The following is a 21,824-nucleotide window of genomic DNA, read 5'->3' on the forward strand; positions in this document are numbered from 1 at the left end:
ACAATCCGAAATCATAAATCTAAAATCACAAATCAAAAATCCCACATCAAAATGGATAAAGTAAAAGCCAAGAAACATCTTGGACAGCATTTCCTTACGGACGAAAACATAGCAAAGAAAATCGCAGATACGCTCCATTTTGAAGGCTATGATAATGTTTTGGAAATAGGCCCGGGAATGGGAGTATTGACAAAATACCTGCTTGAAAAACCGGTAAACACTTATGTGATTGAAATCGATACAGAATCGGTGGATTATCTGAATGCAAATTATCCAAAATTGCACGGTCATATCCTGTCACAGGATTTTCTCAAATACGATATCAATAAAACCTTTGAAGGAAAACAGTTCGCCATTATAGGCAACTTTCCCTATAACATATCTTCGCAGATTGTTTTCCGGGCTTTGGAATTGCGAAATCAGGTGGCAGAATTTTCAGGAATGTTCCAGAAAGAAGTAGCCGAAAGAATCTGTGAGAAAAAAGGAACTAAAACCTACGGCATATTATCTGTACTGGCACAGGCGTTTTACGACGCGGAATACCTTTTTACTGTACATGAAAATGTATTCAATCCGCCGCCTAAAGTAAAATCAGGTGTGTTGAGACTTAAAAGAAAAGAAAACTTTACGCTGCCCTGCAATGAAAAGCTCTTTTTTACAGTGGTAAAAACCGCTTTCCAACAACGAAGAAAAACATTGCGAAACAGCTTAAAATCCCTAAATCTTTCGGAAAATTTAAGAGAAGATACTATCTTTGACCTCCGTCCGGAACAGCTGGATGTACAGCAATTCATAGCAATAACCCAAAAAATAGAAGCCGATGCAATTTAAAATCAGTAAGGAGCTTATTCTTCAGATTGAAGAATTAATCTTAAGCAAAAAAGACCAGCAGCTGGAAGCCTTGCTTAACGATATGCACCACGCTGATATTGCCGAAATCCTTGACGAACTGGATTTTGATGAGGCCACCTATATTTTCAAAATCCTTGATAGCGAAAAAACAGCCGAAATTCTTCTTGAATTAGAAGACGACCTTCGTGAAAACATCCTAAGCAGGCTTTCTCCAAAAGAAATTGCAGAAGAGCTGGATGAGTTGGATACGGATGATGCGGCCGACATTATCGCTGAGCTTTCTACCGACATTAAAAATGAGGTAATCTCTGAACTTATTGACGTTGAGCACGCGAAAGACATTGTTGACCTTTTGCGCTATGACGAAGATACTGCCGGAGGTCTTATGGGAAAAGAGCTCGTGAAGGTAAACGAAAACTGGAACGTATTAACCTGCGTGAAAGAAATGAGAATACAGGCGGAAAATGTTTCCAGAGTACACTCTATTTATGTGGTTGATGATGAAAACAGGCTCAAAGGAAGGCTTTCGCTTAAAGATCTTTTGACGACTTCTACCAAAACACCAATCAGTGAAGTATATATCCCGAAAGTTGATTACGTGCGTGTCGATACGGAAGATGTTGAAGTAGCGCGTATCATGCAGAAATATGACCTGGAAGCTATTCCTGTCGTAGATGAATTGGGACGGCTTGTTGGAAGAATTACGATTGACGATATCGTTGACGTTATCAAGGACGAAGCCGACAAAGATTACCAGTTAGCGGCGGGTATCTCACAGGACGTTGAGGCAGATGATAGTATTCTGGAGCTCACAAAAGCACGCTTGCCATGGCTTGTTCTGGCGCTTTTGGGAGGCTTTATATCTGTTCGTGTACTTGGACTTTTTGAAGGAGCAATGACAGAGCATGGAAACCTGTTTTTCTTTACGCCACTAATTGCGGCGATGGCAGGAAACGTTGGAGTGCAATCTTCTGCGATTATTGTACAGGGTCTTGCTAACAATACGTTGAGTGGTTCGCTTTTTAGCCGATTGATTAAAGAGATTTCCCTGAGCCTTTTAAACGGGGTTATTCTCGCTTCCATATTGTTTATTGGTAGCCATTTCCTTCTGAATGTAGAATTCATAATCGGGGTTATTGTGACCAGTGCCTTGATTTCCGTTATCATTATAGCATCGCTTATCGGAACGTTTGTTCCTCTTTTATTGAATAAGTTTGGAATAGACCCGGCCCTGGCAACAGGCCCGTTTATTACGACCAGTAACGACATTTGCGGAATATTAATCTATTTTTCTATCGCAAAACTTATCCTCGGTTTTTAAAAGCAAATCGCTTCGGTATAGGATTGCATAGTATGTAACCATAAAAATTCTATCGAAGAATGGTGCCTGAAGAAATAAAAATACTACACATTGACAGCAATCATCCTCTGTTGCTAAGTCAGTTGCAAGAAGCCGGTTTCACAAACCACGAAGATTTTAAATCTTCAAAAGAAGAAATAGAAGCCAAAATCCACGACTATAACGGAATTGTAATTCGCAGCCGTTTTAAAATTGACAAAACCTTTTTGGATAAGGCAACCAAACTGCAATTTATTGCCAGAGTAGGAGCAGGTCTTGAAAGTATTGATTGCGATTATGCGCTTTTGAAAAAAATAAGCCTGATTGCGGCTCCGGAAGGAAACCGAAATGCGGTTGGTGAACACGCCTTGGGAATGCTGCTGTCACTTTTCAACAAACTGAACCAGGCCGACAGAGAAATCCGTTCCGGACATTGGAACCGTGAGAAAAACCGCGGACACGAACTGGACGGCAAAACGGTAGGTATCATCGGATATGGCAATATGGGAAAATCCTTTGCCAAAAAACTACGCGGATTTGATGTTGAGGTGCTTTGCTATGATATTCTGGAAAATGTTGGCGATGCCAATGCAAAACAGGTGTCATTAGAAGAACTTCAGCAAAAATCAGATGTGTTGAGCCTGCACATTCCGTGGACTCCGGAAACGGACAAACTGGTCAATGCAGACTATATCAATGCTTTTGCTAAACCATTCTGGCTCATCAATACATCAAGAGGCAAAAATGTAGTAACCGCCGATTTGGTACAGGCTTTAGAAACAGGCAAGATTTTAGGAGCCGGATTGGATGTGTTGGAATATGAAAAACTGTCTTTTGAAACGCTGTTTGAAGAAGATAAAATTCCGGAAGCTTTCCAATATCTTCTGGAATCAGACAAAGTCCTGATGTCGCCGCATATTGCCGGTTGGACTTTTGAAAGCCATGAAAAATTAGCGCAGACCATCGCAGATAAAATCAAGGAATTGTATTTTGGTAAAAATGCAGAGGTAAAAACACCAAACCGGGTTACGGGAATTGGAGGCTTCTTCTTTAAATCCGAAGACCCGAAAGCATTGAGAGATTGGTATAAAAAACATTTAGGATTGAATACAGACGACTATGGCTGTACATTCTGGTGGAAAGATAAAGAAGGATATGACTGTGCTACACAATGGTCACCTTTTAAAAGTGACACCAATTATTTCAGTCCGTCCGAAAAACAATTCATGCAGAACTTCAGGGTAGAAAATCTGGAAGAACTGTTGGTCACGCTAAAGCAGGAAGGCGTTCAGATTATTGGGGAAATGGAAAGCTATGATTATGGAAAATTCGGATGGATTCTTGATATAGAAGGGAATAAGATTGAATTATGGGAGCCTGTAGATAAAGTCTTTCTTTAATAATGACATAAAATTCATACAAAGAGATTGTCCATCCAATATTTTTGTTAATTTTAGCAATTATAAACATCAAAAACAAAAATAAAATGGAATTAGAAAGACCAGAAAACTATGGTGTTATCCCTGAATTTAGGGTGGACCCAATCGTAGTTTTGCTTTTAGGATTTATCACCTGTGGATTATATTTGATTTATTGGAATATTAAGGTAGCACAAGTATTAAATGCTGTAGCAGGCAAAGAAGTTATTTCTCAGCCAATTGCTATTTTCTCAGGATGCTGTATGCCGGTAAATCTGTATTTCTACTATTTGGCAGGAAAAGAAGGTTTGCCTAAAGTTTATGAAAGAACTGGTGAAAGGGAAAAAGACCAGTCAACACTATTGTTAATTCTTGGTTTCTTGTTCCCGATGGTAGCCGCAATGATTGTTCAAGGTGATATCAACAAGTTATACAAGTAATAGAAAGATTCAACTGAAAATATTTGGAATTATCGGGGCATTATTGACCCTGATAATTCCATTTTTTTTAATGCTGCACAATCACGATCATCATTTGGAAACAGACCAGTCTTTGTGTCCGTTTAAGATGTTGACAGGTTTTCCGTGTCCGGGATGTGGCATCACCAAATCATTGGTCTATTTGTATGAAGGCGATTTGCAAAAAAGCTTATCCTATCATCTCTTTGGACCTTTTGCTTTTGTTTTCTGCATAGTCGTTATCATAGTATTGACGCTGGAGCTAAAAACACAAAAAGAATACTTCAATTCTGTTTTTTACAGTAAAAAGATAGCCTACTTCTTAGGCGCAGTTCTAATTGTATATCATATAGTCAGATTGGTGTATTTCGTACGTGAAAATACCTTTGATGACATTTTAAGACAGTCTATCTGGAAGTAGATACCAATAAAAAAGCCTGAGAATTTCTCAGGCTTTTCTTTTATATTGAATTTTTTGTGTCCATGCTTTGCGACTCTGTGCCTTTGCGTGAAATACAGCTCGCAAAGATGCTAAGCCGCAAAGTTTTATGCTTGTTTAAGTTTCAGAACTATAATTTTTCTCCTTTTTCGGCCAGTTTTCGTTCCAACTCTGCCTGGAATTCTTCCATTACCGGTTTCATCGTACTCTCCGGAATGTCCGCAATTCGAATGTACATCAATCCGTCAACCGCATTGTTAAAGAGCGGGTCCACATTAAATGCCACAACCTTGGCGTTCTGCTTGATGTATTTTTTAATCAATACCGGAAGACGCAGGTTGCCCGGTTCCAGCTCATCGATAAGCTTGTCAAATTTGACAAGGTCGGCTTCGGCTTCATCAAAAATAAAATCCTTATCTGCATCTTTCAGTTTTACCTTGAATTCCTTTTTAGGATGCACATATTGTGCAATATAAGGATCGTAATAATGCGATTTCATAAACTCAATCATCAGCGACTTCGTAAAATCAGAAAACTGATTGCTGATACTTACACCGCCAATCAGGAATTTATGTTCCGGATAGCGCAGTGTCGTATGCACGATTCCTTTCCAAAGCAGGAACAACGGCATTGGTTTTTGCTGGTATTCTTTGGTGATAAAAGCACGGCCCATTTCTATGGACTTGCTCATCATATCATACAATTCCGGCTCAAATCGGAAAAGCTCCTGAAGGTAAAATCCGTCAATTCCATATTTAGGGAAAATCTCCGCACCAAGTCCCATACGGTAGGCACCTGCAATTTCTTTGGTATCATCGTCCCATAAAAACATATGGTGGTAGTATTGGTCGAATTGGTCCAAATCAAGTGACTGGTTGGTTCCTTCGCCCACTTCCCTGAAGGTAATCTCCCTCAAACGTCCCAGTTCATGCAGGATGTTTGGAATGTGATTCGCTTCCGTGAAAAACACTTCGTAGTTTTTGCTTTGCAGCAATCGGCAGTCAGTTTGTCTCAAAGCATTCACCTCGTTAACAATCTGCTCATGATTGGCTGGCATGGCAATCTGTTTCGGACTTCTCGGGATTTTTAAGTTTGATGTGTCCAGTAGCTTGGTTTCCTTCTCAAAAGGATTAGCCAGCATATAGGTCTTTTTTCTAAGAAATTCAGAGTATTCTTCGATTTTGTCGTATTCATTCTGTTCGTTTACAGAAATCGGTTTTCCAATTCGTACTTTGATAACACGGTCTTTCTGTGTCAGCAATTCCGAAGGTAGTTTTGCAGTTCTTAACGTATCGTCAAGTTTGGAAAGAAAATAAAAAAGCTTGCTGTTTTTAGCGTGGAAATAAATGGGTATTACAGGAACTTTAGCTTTTTTAATCAGCTTAATAGCACCTTCTTCCCAAGGCTTGTCTACCACCAGTTTTCCATCTTTATAGGTAGAAACTTCACCGGCAGGAAACATTCCCAAAGGCTTTCCGTCGCTTAAATGGCGCAGTGTTTCTTTAATTCCGATTACGCTCGATTTGGCATCCTTATGATTCTCAAAAGGATTTACGGGCATGATATACGGTTTCATAGGGTCAATCCTATGCAAAAGAAAATTGGCAATAATCTTGAAGTTAGGCTCCCTTTCCAGCATAAGCTTTAAAAGCAGGATACCGTCAATTCCGCCTAGCGGATGGTTTGAAATGGTAATATAGGCGCCATCTTTTGGGAGGCGTTTTAAATCTTCTTCCGGGATTTCAAATTTAATTTGGAATTCGTCCAATATAGCATTGAGGAATTCGACATTTTGTAGATGTTTGTTCCGGTCGTAGATTTTATTCAGTGTGGAAATTTTAAGTATTTTCATTAGCAGCCAGCCTGAAAAAGTTCCCAAAACTCCGTATTTATCTGTGTTTATTGCTTTTGCAACTTCTTTAGCGGTAACTAACCCCATCTATCATCTGTTTTGTGCGAAAAAAACAAAGATAGCAAAATTGAGTTAACACATCCATTTTTTTCATCCTATCAGACCAGAGATTTTGCCTGTAGAAATTATCTTTTTTTACTTACTTTTGAAAAAGTCAAAATCTACAGCAACTATGAGAATTATCTCCTACAATGTCAATGGAATAAGAGCCGCCATTACGAAAGGCTTCCTGGAATGGCTTCAACATGCCAATCCGGACATTATCTGTCTTCAGGAAATCAAAGCAACGCCAGACCAGATTCCGCTGGATGAATTTGAAAAAGCAGGCTATCCTTATAATTATTGGTTTCCGGCGCAAAAAAAAGGCTACAGCGGAGTGGCTGTTTTGTGCAAGACAAAACCCAATAATGTGGTTTTTGGTACCGGAATAGAACACATGGATGCGGAAGGAAGAAACCTTAGGGTTGATTATGACGACTTTTCGGTGATGAGCCTTTACCTGCCTTCAGGAACCAATATCCTCAGATTGGACCATAAGTTTATGTATATGGACGATTTCCAGAACTACATCAACGAACTTAAAAAAGAGATTCCTAACCTTTTGATTTGTGGCGATTATAATATCTGTCACGAAGCTATCGATATCCACGACCCGATTCGAAATGCCAAAGTATCCGGATTCCTTCCGGAAGAAAGAAGCTGGCTGGACCTTTTTATGAAAAGCGGCTTTATCGATTCTTTCAGGCATTTTAACAAAGACCCGCACCATTATACGTGGTGGAGCTACAGAGCCAATGCCCGAAACAATAACAAAGGCTGGAGAATCGATTACATCCTGGCAAGCCGTCCTATCGAAAACAGATTGAAAAGAGCTGTAATATTGCCGGATGCCAAACATTCTGACCACTGCCCGGTTCTGGTAGAAATTGATTAAATAAGCTAAAAACGAGTAAGAATAAATAAAACCAATTCAAAATCATGATTAAAAAAGTATCGCTTGGAGTATTAGCCCTGGCATTGACTACTTCCTGTGTTTCGTCAAAAGTTTATAAAGAACTCGAAGACAAATACGCTAACCTGAAAAAAGAAAACAGAAGTCTTTCTGATGAAAACCAGAACCTGACAAAAGCGAAAAACCAGCTCGACCTTGAAAGCAAGGATTTGAAATCGCAGCTCGAAAAACTAAAAGCAGAAAGAGATAAGCTTGCGGCAGACTATGCAGCAGCAAGTGCCAACCTGAATACGTTAAAATCATCATATGCCGCACTGGAGAAAAACAGTGGTGATGCTTTAGATACCAATATGAAGAAAAACCGTGAACTGTTGGCGCAGCTTGAAGCAAAAGAAAAAGCCCTGGCGGCAGAACAGGAGCGCTTGAACAAATTGCAGGCAGAATTAAAAGAGCGTTCTTCAAGAGTTGATGAATTGGAAGGAATGATTGCTGCAAAAGAAGAAAGCATGAGAAAGCTAAAAGAAACGCTTTCCAAAGCCTTAAACAGTTTTGAAGGAAAAGGTCTTACAGTAGAGCAGAAAAACGGAAAAGTATATGTTTCTATGGAAAACAAATTGCTTTTTGGTTCAGGAAGCTGGTCTGTTGGAGCAGAAGGAAGAAGAGCCGTTGTAGAAGTAGGGAAAGTATTGGGTGTAAATCCTGATATTTCTGTACTTATTGAAGGACATACAGACAATGTGCCTTATGGCGGAACCGGACAAATCACAGACAACTGGGATTTATCTACCAAACGTGCTACGGCTATCGTAAATATCCTTGCAGAAAACAAAGCCATTGACAAAAAGAACCTTACTGCTGCAGGACGCGGAGAATATGCTCCTTTGGCTTCTAACGAAACAGCAGAAGGGAAAGCCAAAAACAGAAGAATTGAGATTATCCTAACTCCTAAATTGGATGAAATCTCTAAGATGCTGAATGAATTGTAGTAAAAGAGGCTAAGTTGCAGAGGTACTGAGGCGCTAAGGTTTTATGTGTCTGGGCGATAAAGCTTTTTATTTATAATATAAAGACTCAGGACATTTGTCCTGGGTCTTTTTTATTTAAAAACTGCCAAACCTTAGTACCTCAATTTTCCAATCCCTTAAAAACTTAGTACCTTAGCGCCTTAAAAGAACCTTAGCAACTTAGCGACTCAGTCACTTAGTACCTTAAAAAAATGAACTATAATACACTTCCAAACACCAACCTTAAAGTTAGTGAACTATGTCTCGGAACCATGACTTTCGGACAGCAAAATACCGAAGCAGAAGGACATGCTCAGATTGATTTTGCGTTGGATAAAGGAATCAATTTTATCGATACGGCAGAAATGTATCCTGTTCCGGCACGCGAAAAAACAACAGGCGAAACCGAAAGAATTATAGGGAGCTGGCTCCGTAAATCAGGAAAAAGAAACGATATTATCCTGGCTTCCAAAATTGCAGGACCAAACCGCGGGATGCAATATATAAGAGAAGATTTGGCATTCAACAAAGAAACCATAAAAGCCTCTGTTGAAAAAAGCCTGAAGCGACTTCAGACAGATTATATCGACCTGTACCAACTGCATTGGCCGGAACGAAAATCGAATATGTTTGGGCAACGAGGTTTCAAAATTCAGGAAGATGCCTGGGAAGATAACATGAAAGCTATTCTGGAAGTATTTCAGGAACTCATCCAGGAAGGGAAAATCCGTGCCATAGGTGTTTCCAATGAAACACCCTGGGGAGTAATGCGCTTTTTGGAAGAAAGCAAAAAACACAATCTGCCCAGAATAGCAACCATCCAAAATCCTTACTCTTTGCTCAACCGTACTTTTGAAGTAGGGCTTTCAGAAACAGCCTATCGTGAAAATGTAGGTTTATTGGCCTATTCGCCATTGGCATTTGGCGTATTGTCAGGTAAATTCCTGACCGGAGAAAAACATCCCGATGCAAGATTAAACCTGTTCCCAAACTTTACAAGATACAATTCGCAACAGACCAAAGAAGCGACGGCTTTATATCAGGAAACAGCAACCAGATTCGGACTCACGCTAACAGAAATGTCTTTGGCGTTTATCCGTCAACAGCAGTTTGTGACGGCAACTATAATAGGAGCGACAAACCTGAAGCAGTTGGAAGAGAATATCAATTCAAGACATACGGTTCTTTCAGAAGAAGTGCTAAAAGCCATTGATGAGATTCAGTCCATACGTCCTAATCCCGCTCCATAAAATAAGAAAGCCTGTTTTTAAAACAGGCTTTCTTTTTTATATAATCCGGTGTTTTATTTTTTCCCCAGTTTTGATGTAAACGTATTTCCGGATGTGTCTTCTATTGTAACAACATAAATTCCTGTTTGCAGCGAACTGATGTTGATGGTGTTGACAGGTGTGTTTTCCAGTCTTTGTTCTATCAGGAGCTTACCGGATAAATCAACAATAGAAACTTTTTGAAGTACAATTCCGGTAGTGCTTGATAAGAAAAGTTCAGAATCTGCCGGATTAGGATACATAGAGAATCCATTTTTTGTAAAATCGTCATTGCTCAATGCCGTATCAATAACCCTGTAGACAATGTCCTGAGAAGTTCCGGTAACGAACAGTTCACCGCTGGAGTTTTCTCCAAACGAAGTAAAGGAGTTAGAACCGGAGAAATTGGCAGAATAGGTGATGTTGCCAGACGTATCAACCATTCCTATACGATTGACGCAATAGTCAGCAAAGAAATATTTGTTCTGCATGGCCGGGTAAGTGCTGCCTGTATAAACATAGCCCCCGGTAATAGAACAGCCGCCTGTTGAAGCATGTGTATATTGTGCAACGGGAAAAGTCATGGTTGACATAGCGGCGCAGCCAGTTGTATTGTATGCGGCATTGCCTTCATAACATCTCCAGCCATAGTTTAGTCCGGCTGCAGTTGAACTGACCTTGTTGATTTCTTCAATCTGGTCCTGACCTACATCTGCAATCCATAAATCGCCATTAAGTCGGTTAAAAGAAAACTTCCATGGATTTCGTAATCCAATAGCCCATATTTCATCGGCTCCCGGTGTAGCACCCGCATAAGGATTGGTTGGCGGAATTCCATAAGGAGAACCGGAGTTTACATCAATACGCAACATTTTACCCAAAAGCTCATTGATATTTTGAGCCCTGTTTCCCGGGTCACCACCGCTTCCGCCATCACCCATTCCGATATACAGATAACCGTCAGGACCAAATTTTATGGTTCCGCCATTATGGTTGGAAAAAGGCTGGTTAATTGTCATTAGGATAGTACCGGTTGTATTGGCAACATCAGGATTACTACTTACAGAATAGCGTGCGATTACAGTATTCCCTGCCGTATTGGTGTAATTAACGTAAAAGAAACCGTTAGTGGCATAATTAGGATGGAATGCCAGCCCCAAAAGTCCTCTTTCGCCACAGCAGCTTACAAGGCTTGTGATGTTAAGAAAAGGTGTGGCATTTGTAGTACCATTCGAATTCAAAACTTTGATGACTCCGCTTTGTTCCACAATAAACAATCTCGTGTCACCTGCGTTGGCAATTTCAATAGGATTGTTGAATCCTGTAGCAAAAGGCACTATTCCGATTGTCTGCGAAAACGCAAAGGTTGAGAATAGTAATACTAATAATCGTAGTGTTGTTTTCATTTTATAGCAATTAGGGTTAGGAAGTAAATTTATAAAATAAAATTTGAAATTATTCATAATGAAACGTTTACATTTTTAAAATATAAGTATTTTTTTAATAAAAAAGCCCCGTTATTGTAACGGGGCTCTCTTGTTTTAAAGATTGTCAATAATCTTGTTTTTTGGATATTTGACCGTATAGCTAATACGTATTTTCCTGGTTTCATTTGGTTTCAGGTTCAAATCCCAGGTCAGGATTCCTGTTTCGGCATTGACTTTTGCATTGTCGCTTTGCTTCAGTTCGATTTCAATTTCTTTATCGGAACTCAACGGATATTGGTCTTTGAGTGTTAGTTGTATAGCCTCTTTTTTGTTGTTTCGCACAGTGGTTTCAAAAGTAAATGTCTGGACTTTGTTGGCTGACAGGAACTTTGTACCCGATTTGTCGACTACCTTTTCACGTTTGATGGAAATTTTCTTATCTCTTCCCATGCTCAGGTTCAGGGTGTCCGAAGTCTGGTTCGGGTCCACAAACGTTTTGCCTACATACATTCCTTCAAAAATAATATTGGCTTCGCCTTTTAGCAGGTTGTATTTAGAATAGTCACTGATTTCCGCGAGAAGAAATGCTTCCTTGTCGGCTGTTGGTGCGGCATAATATTTATAGGTGGCCGGCAGTTTTATTTCTTTTAAAGCAACACTGTGTTTTTTGCCGTTAGACAAAATATCATACGGAATATCAATATCAAAGGAAATGTTCAATTGGTTTTCTGTGATAGCGGTAAAGTTGGAAACGGAACCTCTAATCATCACTTTGTCTTTTTTGGTAGCGATGCCCTGAACTACCACTTCCTGCAATTCATTGATTGGAGCAGCATTTTGTCTATAATCCTGTACATATCCATATCTTAAAAACCAGGCCTGTAGCAATGGAGCCTGATTATTTTGGTTAGGAAGGCCGGAGGACAAAGTCAGTTTCACATTTTTCCAGTCAATTCCGGTGCTTTGTGTGACTTGTGCCTTATACATCATGTCGATTGGCGAGGCTATGCTGTTGGCCCTCAAATCATAAAATGGCGCCCAGGTTGCACTGTTGGTCAGATACGAAATTTCTAATGGCACATTTCCGGCCACTTCATTCATAACCTGAAGGATTAATTTTCCGGACGAAATTTTTTCTTCGTTTTTGTTGTTGACTTCCAATCTGTCATTTAATTTTTTAAGTACCTCGGCGAGTTTCTGTTCTTTTTCAGCCAAGGCATTTATATTGTTGCTTAATTCTGCCCTTTTTGTCTTGTAGTACTCTACCATTTTCATCAATTCAGTGACATTCAATCCAGAGTTTTGTCCGGAAACCTGTTGGTTTTTATCCAACAGTTCGATGGTTTTTCCTTCAGAAATTCTGGAATTGGAAAGTTTAGCAATTTCTTTCTGGACAATAAGAATACTGTCTTTCACTTTTTTTACCGAAGGAGAATTGGTGTCAACCTCATATTCAGAAATATAATTGTCTGTGAATTGTACAGACAGTACAGTTAATGTAGGTGATGTCCCAATTTGTATTGAATTTTCGTTGACCCAGTTGGCTACATTTTTGACTACAATTTCGTGGGTTCCTGCTGGAAGGTTTACACTGGCGGTTTGTGAAATTTCTGCCGCATTGAAATAAACAGTTGCCGCTTTTACTTTGGCTGTCGTAAAAACAGGTTTTTGGGCATATAAGGTTGCCTGAAAGAATAAGAATAGTATAAGAAACTTTTTCATAATTGAATTTTAAGGATTAGTCTTTTCTAAGTAAGAGAGCAAAAAGACGGAAAAGGTTGGGACGAAAGGAAAATAAATTTCTTTTTCTGCTTTGCGGCTCTGCAGCTTTGCGTGAAATAGTTGCTCGCAAAGCCGCAGAGCCGCAAAAATTCCTAATAATGGAAATAGTGAAGGTTACCTGTCAGGAATAACTTTCCGATATTATTAAAAAATATGCCCCATGAAACGGATGAGGCATATTTCGAGTTAAAAGTTACTTTTCAGCAGTATAGCCTTTAATTTTTGCAAAGCCTAAAATGGACGACGCAATAGCATTTCCTAAATCATCCTGTTTTTTGCCTTTTTTATTTTCAGTATCAATATAATCCTGACGCTGTTTTGCCAACTGTGCCATTTCTTTTTGTATCGCTTCTCTTTCCTGTGTTTTTTGGTCTACAATCGCTTTGATTTCCTGTGTAGATTTATTCTGCAGTTCTTTCGGAAGTTCTTCTTTTTTGATTTTTTGCAAAGCCGATTTGTCTTCTTTTACACGGTCAACCAAATCCCAGGATTCGTTTTTATACACGGCTTTTGATTTGCTCACGGCGCGTTCTGCATAGTTGGAAGAAGAAACAGATTCTGCATTTTTGTCCTGTGCTGCCTGCATGGCTTTCTTCTCATAACCTTGCGCTCCGTAACCCATATAAGTGGAATTCAGTCTTTCATTGCATTTACTGATTCTTTCATCATAAGGTGTCACGATATAGCGTACTTTTTCATCCGAGTTGATGTTGAAGTATTTTCCCTGACCTTTGTCCGCGCCATCTTTCCAGAAAGTATCAATACCTTCCATAGCACTGCCACAAAAAATCGTATTGACATAAATATCGTTTTTCAAAGCATCGCTTATAGCTTCTTTATAGTTGATGCTTCCCTGGTTGAAAGGTTCGTTTCCTGCAATGTATAGCAATTTCATATTCGTTTTGTCTTTTCCCCAGGAAAGTTGTTTTGTAGCGTCCTGGATTACGGCACCACAATATTCCGAGCCTCCGTTGGTTCGAAGTGAAAATAACTTTTCAGAAATGAGGTCCAAATCAGTTGTGAGCGGTGCTACCTGACGGATATAATTTGAAGTGGCGGACAAGCCGTCGTTTCCATATTCATAGAGTGCAATTTCTATTTTCGGATTTTTTCCTTCATATTTTAAGGTTGTCAAGGTGTTTACAATATTCCAAAGCCTTGATTTTGCCTGGTCAATCAGTCCGTCCATGCTGTTGGAGGTGTCTAATAACAAGGCTACCTGGATTTTTGTATTATCATCAGCAGTAGTTGTATTCAGAGCCAGTTCAGGACCCGGATTGTTTTCCGGATTGGGATTTTCTTTCGGTTCTTTTTTGAAGAAATCGCAGCTGCCAAAGCAGAAGGTTGTGCCTAATAATAAGGAAGCAAAAATGATTTTCGTTTTCATGATTTGTGTGTTTTTAAGATTATTGCAGTTTTTTAATGTCGTTTTCAACCGTTAAAATCATCAGGCAGGTTGCAGTGCAAAACACCGGACTTGTAATGCAATGGTGTCCGTTCCAGCTTCCGTCATTGTTCTGGATGCTCATGATTCTGCCGCTCACATCGTCATACCATTTTTTCCATTCCTCATCCTGATTGACAATCATGGATTCTCCGGTTTGCAGGAAGCTTAAAAATTCTTCACCGCCGTTATTGCCGAAACCGCTGATTACTTCCTTGTTCATGGCTTTTACTTTTGCAGAATTATACACCTTATCGGCAACATCATAAATTTCAGCCTGTTCTTCTGAAACACCTGCCTTTTTTAAGTTCTCTTTATTTAAGACAGCATTCTTGTCTAGTTTGCCCTCGCGTTTTGCCTGATTGATAATGGCTTTCGCTTCCTGAGATTCTTTGGCGCTACCGCGTACGGAACTGCTCACGGCATACAATACGATTCCGGCTCCGTCTTCCGCTTTTACACTTTCACTTTCAGCATTGTAGTTGCTTTTCTGATATTCGCGGGATTTTTGAAGTTTTTCTTTATTGACTTTAATATCCTTGTTTTTTGCAGCAGTTTCCAAACTTGAACTGGCAAAAGACGATTGCAGTACTCCGGCCCATCCGGCACCTTTTACCTTTCCGGTTTCATCATACGACTTCTCAATTTTATTGACGCAAATTTGTATAGCTTCCTTCACTTTTGTTTTTAAGGAGGCATCTTTCAACATTGGATAGACCTGATTCAGAAATTGAAGTGTGAGTACGGCGTCAATGTTTTCACCTAATTTGCTTTGTATTTGTGTACCGCGGACTTCAGTAATGAAATTCGGATTGTTTTTTGTCTTTTCGATTTCTGTCAAAAGATAATTCAGGCTTTTTTTCAGGACATCGCTGTATTTTCCGGATTCCAGATTGTAGCCACAACGGTATAACGCCATGGCTGTCATTGCGGTAGTGGCCGGGTCAGAACTAACTGCATGTGGGTCCATAACATTTTGACGTGCATGCGAACCGGCTCCCCATCCGCCATCTTTATTTTGGGCTTTAATAAGCCAAAGCTCACCCTGCATAATTTTGTCGTCAATTTTGGCATCTCTTTTGGCGGCTGCAAACCCTTCAGAAGGCTGTTCGCCCATGACTGTCATAAAAACGCAAGGTTTTTCTTCTTCTTCAATTTTTTCTTTAGGTAAAGAAGCCAAATCTTTTCCTTTTGAAACCTCGTTGTCCTGCAGTATGGAACGATTGTTTATGATTCCTACAGAGACGCAGCATGCTGCCAGAAATACTGCTGCTGAAATAATTCTTGTTTTCATAATTATAAGGTTTTAATTGATTTCTAGAGTAAAATTATGGTTCATCAGGATTGGAATTTTCTACACATGGTGAAACCGCTTTTTCAATTGGTGAAAGGAATAGGATAAGAAGCCAGAATTATTTTACTTTACATTGCAGAAAATTCGCAGAAGCGGCAAGTGATTCTGTAATAGGATAGTTATATGATGAAAACAAAATGGACCTTCTTCTTTTTTCTTTTGCTGTTCGGTATGAAAACCGTTATGGCACAGGACACTATTAAGAAAAAAAGTAAGCAGAGCCAGAAAGAGTATAATTTGAATCAGGCAGCGGCTGAATTAAAGAAATCATTGTCAGAAGATGAAAATGATTTACAGACTGCCCAAAAATATGAAGCACTGGCGAAACAGCTTTCGGCAAAAGGACAGTATGCGAAAGCAGAAGAATATTTAAAAAAAGCCCGTGACATCTATGCAAAGCGGAACAAGAAAAAAGAGGCTGCCATTACGAATCGTGGGATTGCTAAAGTACAGGAGTCACAAAATAAAACACAGGATGCCATTGTGAGTTATGAAATGGCGAGCCAGACTGCAACGGATAAGGTTGCGGAAAAAATTAATTATAATGATGCCGAGCGTTTGAAAAACAGCGCACCGGAACAAAAGAAGGATTATATTTCTTCTAATATTCAAATTCTGGAAAAAGAAGGCGAAAAAGAAGAAGCGGCAGATGCCTATCAGCAAATGGCAAAGGCAAATATTGATAGGAATGACGCTAAAGCGGCTATTGAAAATTATAAAAAGGCATTGGAAAATGTAAAGCACAAACCGGAAGAAGCTATTAAGATTAAAAACGAAATAGCAAAAGTTTATGCTTCAGAGAATGAGTTTGACAAGGCCATCGAGATTAATAAAAAGCTGATTAACGAAGCCAAAGAAAAAAATGATTCCGAAACCCAGATTGTGCAGATGCAGGAATTGGCTGCAATTTATTTTAAGCAGCAGGAGGCAGAAAAAGGAATCTCTGTTTTGAAAAAGGCCTATGAACTTGCCATACAAAACGGAAAGACAATTTTGGCAAAAAATAGCTTAGACCAGCTTATCAGCGAATATAATGCGAAAGGCAACGGCGAAAAAAGCATTGAACTGTATGAAAATTTCTTTGAGAATTTTGAAAGTCTTATCAAGTCTGATAATTCTCTGGTTGACTCAAAAGTCTTTCAGGTAACGGAAGACCGAATCAAACATTTGGAAAAAGAGCGTGCCTTAAAAGACGAACTGATTAGCAAAAAAAACACGTTTAATTATTTTCTTTTAGGTTCTGTCGTATTGATGGTACTGCTTTTTGTTTTTATTGTCAAAGCATTGTATTCGATTAAAACCAAGAACAAAAAAATTGCCCTGCAGTCGTTGAGAAGAGAAATGAATCCACATTTCATCTTTAACAGCCTGAATTCTGTGAACCAGTTCATTTCAGAAAATAAAGAACTGGAAGCCAATAAATACCTGACTTCCTATTCGAACCTGATGCGAAACATGATGGAAAATTCCAACAAAGATTTTGTTACGTTGAATAATGAAGTAGAGCAGCTCAAAAAATACCTGGATTTGGAACATCTGCGTTTTAATGAAAAATTTGACTACGAAATAACCATAGATGACGCTTTGGATGGTGATGCCGTTTTAGTTCCAAATATGCTTTTGCAACCGCATCTTGAAAATGCAATCTGGCATGGGCTCCGTTACAAAGAAGGCAAAGGATTTTTGAAATTGGATTTCAAGCTTAAAAACAATATCGTAAAGGTAATTGTTGACGATAACGGAATAGGGCTCGCCAAAAGCAAGGAATTGAAAACTACCAATCAAAAAGTACATGAATCACGTGGAATGACCAATACGCGCGAAAGGATTAGCCTGTTGAACGAGCTTTATAAAAAGAATATTTCTCTGAAGATTTCAGAAAAAGAAAACCCCGAAACGGGCACGCGAATTGAAATTAGCTTTCCATTAATTGACCGGATTTGATGATGATGTTGCAAAAAATACGAAGTGTTATAGTAGAAGATGAAACGGCAGCCCGTGAGGTCTTAAAAAATTATGTGCAGAAATATTGTCCGCAGATAGAAATTATAGGCGAAGCACAGAATTTTAAGGAAGCGGTTCCATTGCTTCATGAGCTGAAGCCGCAACTGGTTTTTCTTGATGTGGAAATGCCTTTTGGAAATGCTTTTGATGTTTTGGAAGCCTGTAAGGACCTGCAATTTGAAACAATTTTTGTAACGGCCTTTTCAGAATACTCGCTTAAAGCATTAAATCAGAGTGCGGCATATTATTTGCTAAAACCAATCAGCATTGAAGAACTCATTACGGCGGTAAACAAAGTACAACAGCATCTACTGAACCACGAAATTTTTAACAGAAACAGAATCATTGTAGAAAATTTCAGGGAAACGAAGCCGGAAAAACAACAGGTCATTCTTCCTACTTTAGAAGGTTTTGAAGTCGTAAAGATGGAAGAAATCGTCAGGCTTAGGGGGAATGGAAATTTTACCGACCTTTATCTGGCCGGCGGGCAGAAAAAAATGGTCTGCCGGTTTTTAAAGCATTTTACTGAAATTCTTCCTTTTCCGTTTGTACGCGTACATAAGTCGCATATTATCAATGTTAATTCCGTAAAGTCTTACCATAAAGGAGCAGGCGGTTATGTAACGCTGACAGATGGTTCAGAAATAGAAATTTCTCCGAGTTATAAAGAAGAATTTTTGAAAGTATTTAAATAATTTCTTTATCACCCTGCCAGGGTTCCAAACCCTGGCAGGGTGATAAAACTAAAAATCAAACTCTTCATCAATCGCAATTGTATCTACCGCAGTAGAATCCGGAGCTTTTATTCGTAAGAAGGAACGGGCAGGGCCTGTAATTTCTACAGGAAAATGTTTCTGTAACGTATCGTCCTGAGTAAGCAAACCACGTCGAATCATCAGGTTGGTCATGTATTCGTTTCGCTTTTCGGCAAAAGATTTTAATTTCCCCTGATTGTCAAACTGCCACATAAAACCCCGTGGTCTTGGAACGATACTGGCCAAAAATAAAGATTCGTTCAGGTTTAGCTGTGACGGATGTTTTCCAAAATAGAAATAAGCTGCTTCTCCAATTCCGTAAACATTAGGTCCCCATTCAATAATATTGAAATAAACCTCCAGCATTCTTTCCTTACTGGCGATTCTGTTATTTTCCAGGATATAAACCAAGAGAATTTCTTCAAGCTTGCGCGAAAGTGTTTTTTCTCTTGTAAGGAAAACATTCTTGATTAATTGCATGCTGATAGTACTGGCCCCGCGCGAAAAACGTTTGGTTTTGATATTTTTGATGATAGACTGCTTGAAAGCCTCATTGATAAAACCGCGATGTGAGAAGAAAGACGGGTCTTCAGAAGTCAGTACCGCTTTGCGGATGTATGGTGAAATCTGGTCTAAAGGCGTATAATTCGGATTTGACATCCCAACTTCTATCTGTCTTTGGCGAACGCCATTTATGATGGCCCTGTAGGCAAAGTTACCGTTGAGTTTGCTGAGGTTGGCCTCGCCATATTTGGTGATTTTTAGGTTTTCCTTATTCAGTTTGCTGTCAAAAACCAATTCACCAGGCTTGTTTTTATTGTAAAGGAAGTCCAGGTCATAGCTAAAGTTTCCTTCTGCTTCCATGCCTTCAAAATTGGTAAAGAGTCCTTCCGGAAGCGAAACAATAAAGTCCTGTGCTTTCATTTTCGGAATCTTGACCTTTAGCGCATAAATCTGGTTTTTATCTTCTTTGGTTTTCTGATAGAATACATACGGAGAAAACTTCATCTTGTTTAACGTAACCGAAGAAGTGCTGTCTACTGCTACAAAATCTTCACCAAAGAGCAGGTTATAATCGAATTTTGCCTGTTTTATGACCACATCTTTGTTGGCGATTTTCGGATGGTTCACGGTGAAGTTTACAATAGAAGTAAAACCGTCTATATGCAGCTCGCCACCATCCATTTCAATGTTTGAAACATTCAGGCGGATGGAATCAAACCCGGCTTTCATGTTAAACCGCTCATCAATATAGGGAATGCGGATTTTTCCGGTATCAAGATTAAAGAAGCGAAGGTCTGTTTTTTTACGCCTTGGGTCGGCAAAACCTTTTATTTTCCAATGCTGCTGAAAGTTATCTGCCGTAACGCCAATAGAAGTTTCAAGTTCTTTGTCTTCCAGTCGGAGCTTTTTCAAATCCAGATTTACTTTCCTTCCCATATCGTCCATCCGGAGCGAAACGTTTTCCAGATTCATGTCGGTTGGAACCAGATTTAAAGCCTGGTTCAGCAGGCGGTAAGCTCTTTTGGCGTAATTGGTTTCAATATTGGTAGTGTCTTCGTTGGATTTTCTTTTTAAAAACGCATCGAAGTTGCGTCCGTTTTCGTCTTTTACCAGTTTTACAAATCCGTTTTTGACATGAAGTGTTCCTAATTGTACATCACCGGTAAGCAATTTCCAGAAATTGATATTGGTCTGTATACTTTCCACATTAAGAAGTGTGTCGGCATGTTTTGGAACCAGCAGGACATTTTCTAAGGAAATTCCCGAAAAACCCTGAAATGAGGCTTTTTTTATAGAAAAATTACTGTCGTAATCGTGTTCCATCTTATCAGAAACCTTAGCAATTGCCTTTTGCAATATGGAATTTCTGAAAATAAAGAATGTGCCTATGGAAAGCACAAAAAGCACGCCGACTATTTTTGCGGCCAGTATTGCTTTTTGTTTTCTGGATCTCATTTAAGATTTCTTGGTTTATTTAAAAAACAAATATAGCGGATTAATAGAAAACCAAAAGTCAGTTAAAGACTAATTAACAGTGGTAAAGTGGAAAAAACCAAAGTGTAAAAATTCGTCTAAAACAATTTTTGTGTTTTGAAACAGTTTATTAAATTCTATAAGTGTTTGAAAAACAAGACAATATTAGAATTTAATCAACTTAATTATTAACAAATTTAATGTCACAGCATAGAGGCGAAGGAAATTTGTCCTCTTTTTCTAGGAAGTTCATCCCTAATTGTCATAAATATTTTCTATAATTTAGTTTGTGTTTAAAATTCCACTTTTTTATTCACTATCATTTAACCATTCTTGCGTGCTTCTATTTTCTCCAAGCCCAACTGTGTCAAACTCGTCTTTTCCATCTTTTCTAATTACGCCAAAGTCTTTTAAAACTTTGTTGATTTCCCAATCTCCCCATTCAGACAAATAAATCCTTTTTTGTTCTTCCCAAATTAAAGCTATTTGTCCTCCTTCACCACCAAAATAATCTGCTTCAATATAGGCAATTTTAATGTCACCAACCTGCTTTAATAATTCTACTTCAATATTTTCAGCCAGGTATTCAAATTTTCCAATCGGCTTTGATTTTGTCAGTTTGTTTATTTCATCAAATAATTCTTTTGTAAAAGGAATTAAGCACAATTCCTGACCAATATCCACCATAGTTGCATTTGTGTAAAAATCTGTCAAATTTTTATGATTAGATTTTTTTGTTATAAATGCTTGTAAAGTATATCCCATAAGTAAAGATGTTAGTTATAGTTATTCTTTTGTGAGTTCAAAACTCCATTTTAATTCATCTTTTGGGTCATCAAATTCGTCCATAAAACACCAATTGTCGCCCAGTTCGCTTATATCTGTTATACAGTCAAAAGTATACCCTTTCTTTAAATCGGGTGTGTCTTCTATGGCTGATTTAATAAAATTGCATTTAAAAAAAATGGAAAATCGCCCTATATTAACTGCAAAAATTTCTGCTGTATTAGTGTTTAACATAAGGCTATAACCACTTAATGTAAACTTATTTTCCTCAGGAATAAAGGCTCCATAATCTTCAAATAAAATACAGCCACCTTCGTTATAAACGGAATAGGAATCTGCCCATGTTTTAAAAGATTGAATTAAATTATCTTCAATCTTAAGTTTTAAAAATTTTATTAAAGTATAGTTTTTGGGATTTTTTAAAACCTTGTCTAATAGTTCTTTCATACAAGTATTTGCGTGTAAATCTTCTTTTTTGATGAAAATTTTTGTGTTAAAAAAAGTTTTCTTTTGTCAATCAAGTTTAAGGTTGCCAAGCAATATGGAATTTAAAACACTCATCAATGGTTTAAAAATTCGTGTCATTTATGTTGCAACAGTTGTTTAATGTTATTGGTTGTCTTGTGTTTACGGTTGGTTCGTTAAAATTGCCA

At 38.6% G+C, this 21,824-nt stretch carries 17 protein-coding genes and 1 pseudogene; 10 read left to right on the forward strand and 8 right to left on the reverse strand.

What is annotated here, in order from left to right; genetic code table 11:
- The first annotated feature begins 51 nt into the window (after window positions 1–51).
- The 5 genes and pseudogenes from rsmA (at window position 52) to ASG38_RS12630 (ending at window position 4,488) form a co-directional block, all read left to right on the forward strand.
- Window positions 52–831, forward strand: coding sequence for a 16S rRNA (adenine(1518)-N(6)/adenine(1519)-N(6))-dimethyltransferase RsmA (gene rsmA / locus ASG38_RS12610; RefSeq protein ID WP_056071533.1), 780 nt, complete (start codon window positions 52–54; stop codon window positions 829–831).
- A complete protein-coding gene (gene mgtE, locus ASG38_RS12615; protein WP_056071536.1) occupies window positions 821–2,173 on the forward strand; it encodes a magnesium transporter in 1,353 nt (450 codons plus the stop codon). Before rsmA ends, mgtE begins: the two co-directional genes overlap by 11 nt.
- 59 nt (window positions 2,174–2,232) lie before the next feature.
- Window positions 2,233–3,180 (forward strand): annotated as a pseudogene (locus tag ASG38_RS12620) (2-hydroxyacid dehydrogenase); the annotation flags it as partial.
- 497 nt (window positions 3,181–3,677) lie between these two features.
- On the forward strand, window positions 3,678–4,049 hold the full coding sequence (locus ASG38_RS12625) for a DUF4234 domain-containing protein (protein ID WP_056072496.1): 372 nt from the start codon (window positions 3,678–3,680) through the stop codon (window positions 4,047–4,049).
- Window positions 4,050–4,119: 70 nt separating this feature from the next.
- Window positions 4,120–4,488, forward strand: a complete 369-nt coding sequence (locus tag ASG38_RS12630) for a DUF2752 domain-containing protein (RefSeq protein ID WP_235498592.1) — start codon at window positions 4,120–4,122, stop codon at window positions 4,486–4,488.
- A gap of 148 nt (window positions 4,489–4,636) precedes the next feature.
- On the opposite strand, the gene ASG38_RS12635 is transcribed toward ASG38_RS12630, so the two are convergent.
- Window positions 4,637–6,445 (reverse strand): lysophospholipid acyltransferase family protein, encoded by a 1,809-nt coding sequence (locus ASG38_RS12635; protein ID WP_056071542.1) that lies wholly within the window; start codon window positions 6,443–6,445, stop codon window positions 4,637–4,639.
- A 145-nt stretch (window positions 6,446–6,590) separates the two neighbouring features.
- On the opposite strand from ASG38_RS12635, the gene ASG38_RS12640 reads away from it, so the two are divergent.
- From ASG38_RS12640 to ASG38_RS12650, 3 genes are all read left to right on the forward strand, one after another.
- Window positions 6,591–7,352: an exodeoxyribonuclease III gene (locus tag ASG38_RS12640; RefSeq protein WP_056071545.1), complete on the forward strand. Its 762-nt coding sequence runs from the start codon at window positions 6,591–6,593 to the stop codon at window positions 7,350–7,352.
- 44 nt (window positions 7,353–7,396) lie between these two features.
- A complete protein-coding gene (locus ASG38_RS12645) occupies window positions 7,397–8,356 on the forward strand; it encodes an OmpA family protein (protein WP_056071548.1) in 960 nt (319 codons plus the stop codon).
- 230 nt (window positions 8,357–8,586) lie between these two features.
- Window positions 8,587–9,624, forward strand: a complete 1,038-nt coding sequence (locus tag ASG38_RS12650) for an NADP(H)-dependent aldo-keto reductase (protein WP_056071551.1) — start codon at window positions 8,587–8,589, stop codon at window positions 9,622–9,624.
- 53 nt (window positions 9,625–9,677) lie between these two features.
- On the opposite strand, the gene ASG38_RS12655 is transcribed toward ASG38_RS12650, so the two are convergent.
- From ASG38_RS12655 to ASG38_RS12670, 4 genes are all read right to left on the reverse strand, one after another.
- On the reverse strand, window positions 9,678–11,048 hold the full coding sequence (locus ASG38_RS12655) for a sorbosone dehydrogenase family protein (protein ID WP_056072498.1): 1,371 nt from the start codon (window positions 11,046–11,048) through the stop codon (window positions 9,678–9,680).
- Window positions 11,049–11,183: 135 nt separating this feature from the next.
- The gene (locus ASG38_RS12660) at window positions 11,184–12,791 is read right to left on the reverse strand and encodes a DUF4139 domain-containing protein (RefSeq protein ID WP_056071554.1); all 1,608 of its coding nucleotides are present in this window, start codon (window positions 12,789–12,791) and stop codon (window positions 11,184–11,186) included.
- 253 nt (window positions 12,792–13,044) lie between these two features.
- Window positions 13,045–14,238, reverse strand: a complete 1,194-nt coding sequence (locus tag ASG38_RS12665) for a VWA domain-containing protein (protein WP_056072499.1) — start codon at window positions 14,236–14,238, stop codon at window positions 13,045–13,047.
- 19 nt (window positions 14,239–14,257) lie between these two features.
- Entirely contained in the window at window positions 14,258–15,589 is a 1,332-nt protein-coding gene (locus ASG38_RS12670) for a hypothetical protein (protein WP_056071557.1), read from the reverse strand.
- A gap of 183 nt (window positions 15,590–15,772) precedes the next feature.
- Here ASG38_RS12670 and ASG38_RS12675 point away from each other — a divergent pair, with 183 nt between their 5' ends.
- Window positions 15,773–17,593 carry a histidine kinase gene (locus ASG38_RS12675; RefSeq protein WP_056071560.1) on the forward strand — a complete coding sequence of 607 codons (1,821 nt, stop codon included), beginning with the start codon at window positions 15,773–15,775 and terminating at the stop codon, window positions 17,591–17,593.
- On the forward strand, window positions 17,593–18,348 hold the full coding sequence (locus ASG38_RS12680) for a LytTR family DNA-binding domain-containing protein (RefSeq protein ID WP_056071563.1): 756 nt from the start codon (window positions 17,593–17,595) through the stop codon (window positions 18,346–18,348). Before ASG38_RS12675 ends, ASG38_RS12680 begins: the two co-directional genes overlap by 1 nt.
- 48 nt (window positions 18,349–18,396) lie before the next feature.
- Here ASG38_RS12680 and ASG38_RS12685 read toward each other — a convergent pair whose 3' ends face one another.
- The 3 genes from ASG38_RS12685 to ASG38_RS12695 all read right to left on the reverse strand — a co-directional run bounded on the left by ASG38_RS12685 (window position 18,397) and on the right by ASG38_RS12695 (window position 21,618).
- Entirely contained in the window at window positions 18,397–20,367 is a 1,971-nt protein-coding gene (locus tag ASG38_RS12685; RefSeq protein ID WP_056071565.1) for a transglycosylase domain-containing protein, read from the reverse strand.
- A gap of 327 nt (window positions 20,368–20,694) precedes the next feature.
- Window positions 20,695–21,150, reverse strand: a complete 456-nt coding sequence (locus ASG38_RS12690) for a hypothetical protein (protein ID WP_056071568.1) — start codon at window positions 21,148–21,150, stop codon at window positions 20,695–20,697.
- 21 nt (window positions 21,151–21,171) lie between these two features.
- The gene (locus ASG38_RS12695; RefSeq protein ID WP_056071571.1) at window positions 21,172–21,618 is read right to left on the reverse strand and encodes a hypothetical protein; all 447 of its coding nucleotides are present in this window, start codon (window positions 21,616–21,618) and stop codon (window positions 21,172–21,174) included.
- Window positions 21,619–21,824: the final 206 nt, after the last annotated feature.

Origin of the sequence: Flavobacterium sp. Leaf359 (genome assembly GCF_001423985.1) — a bacterium.
In the GTDB taxonomy this organism is placed as follows: domain Bacteria; phylum Bacteroidota; class Bacteroidia; order Flavobacteriales; family Flavobacteriaceae; genus Flavobacterium; species Flavobacterium lindanitolerans.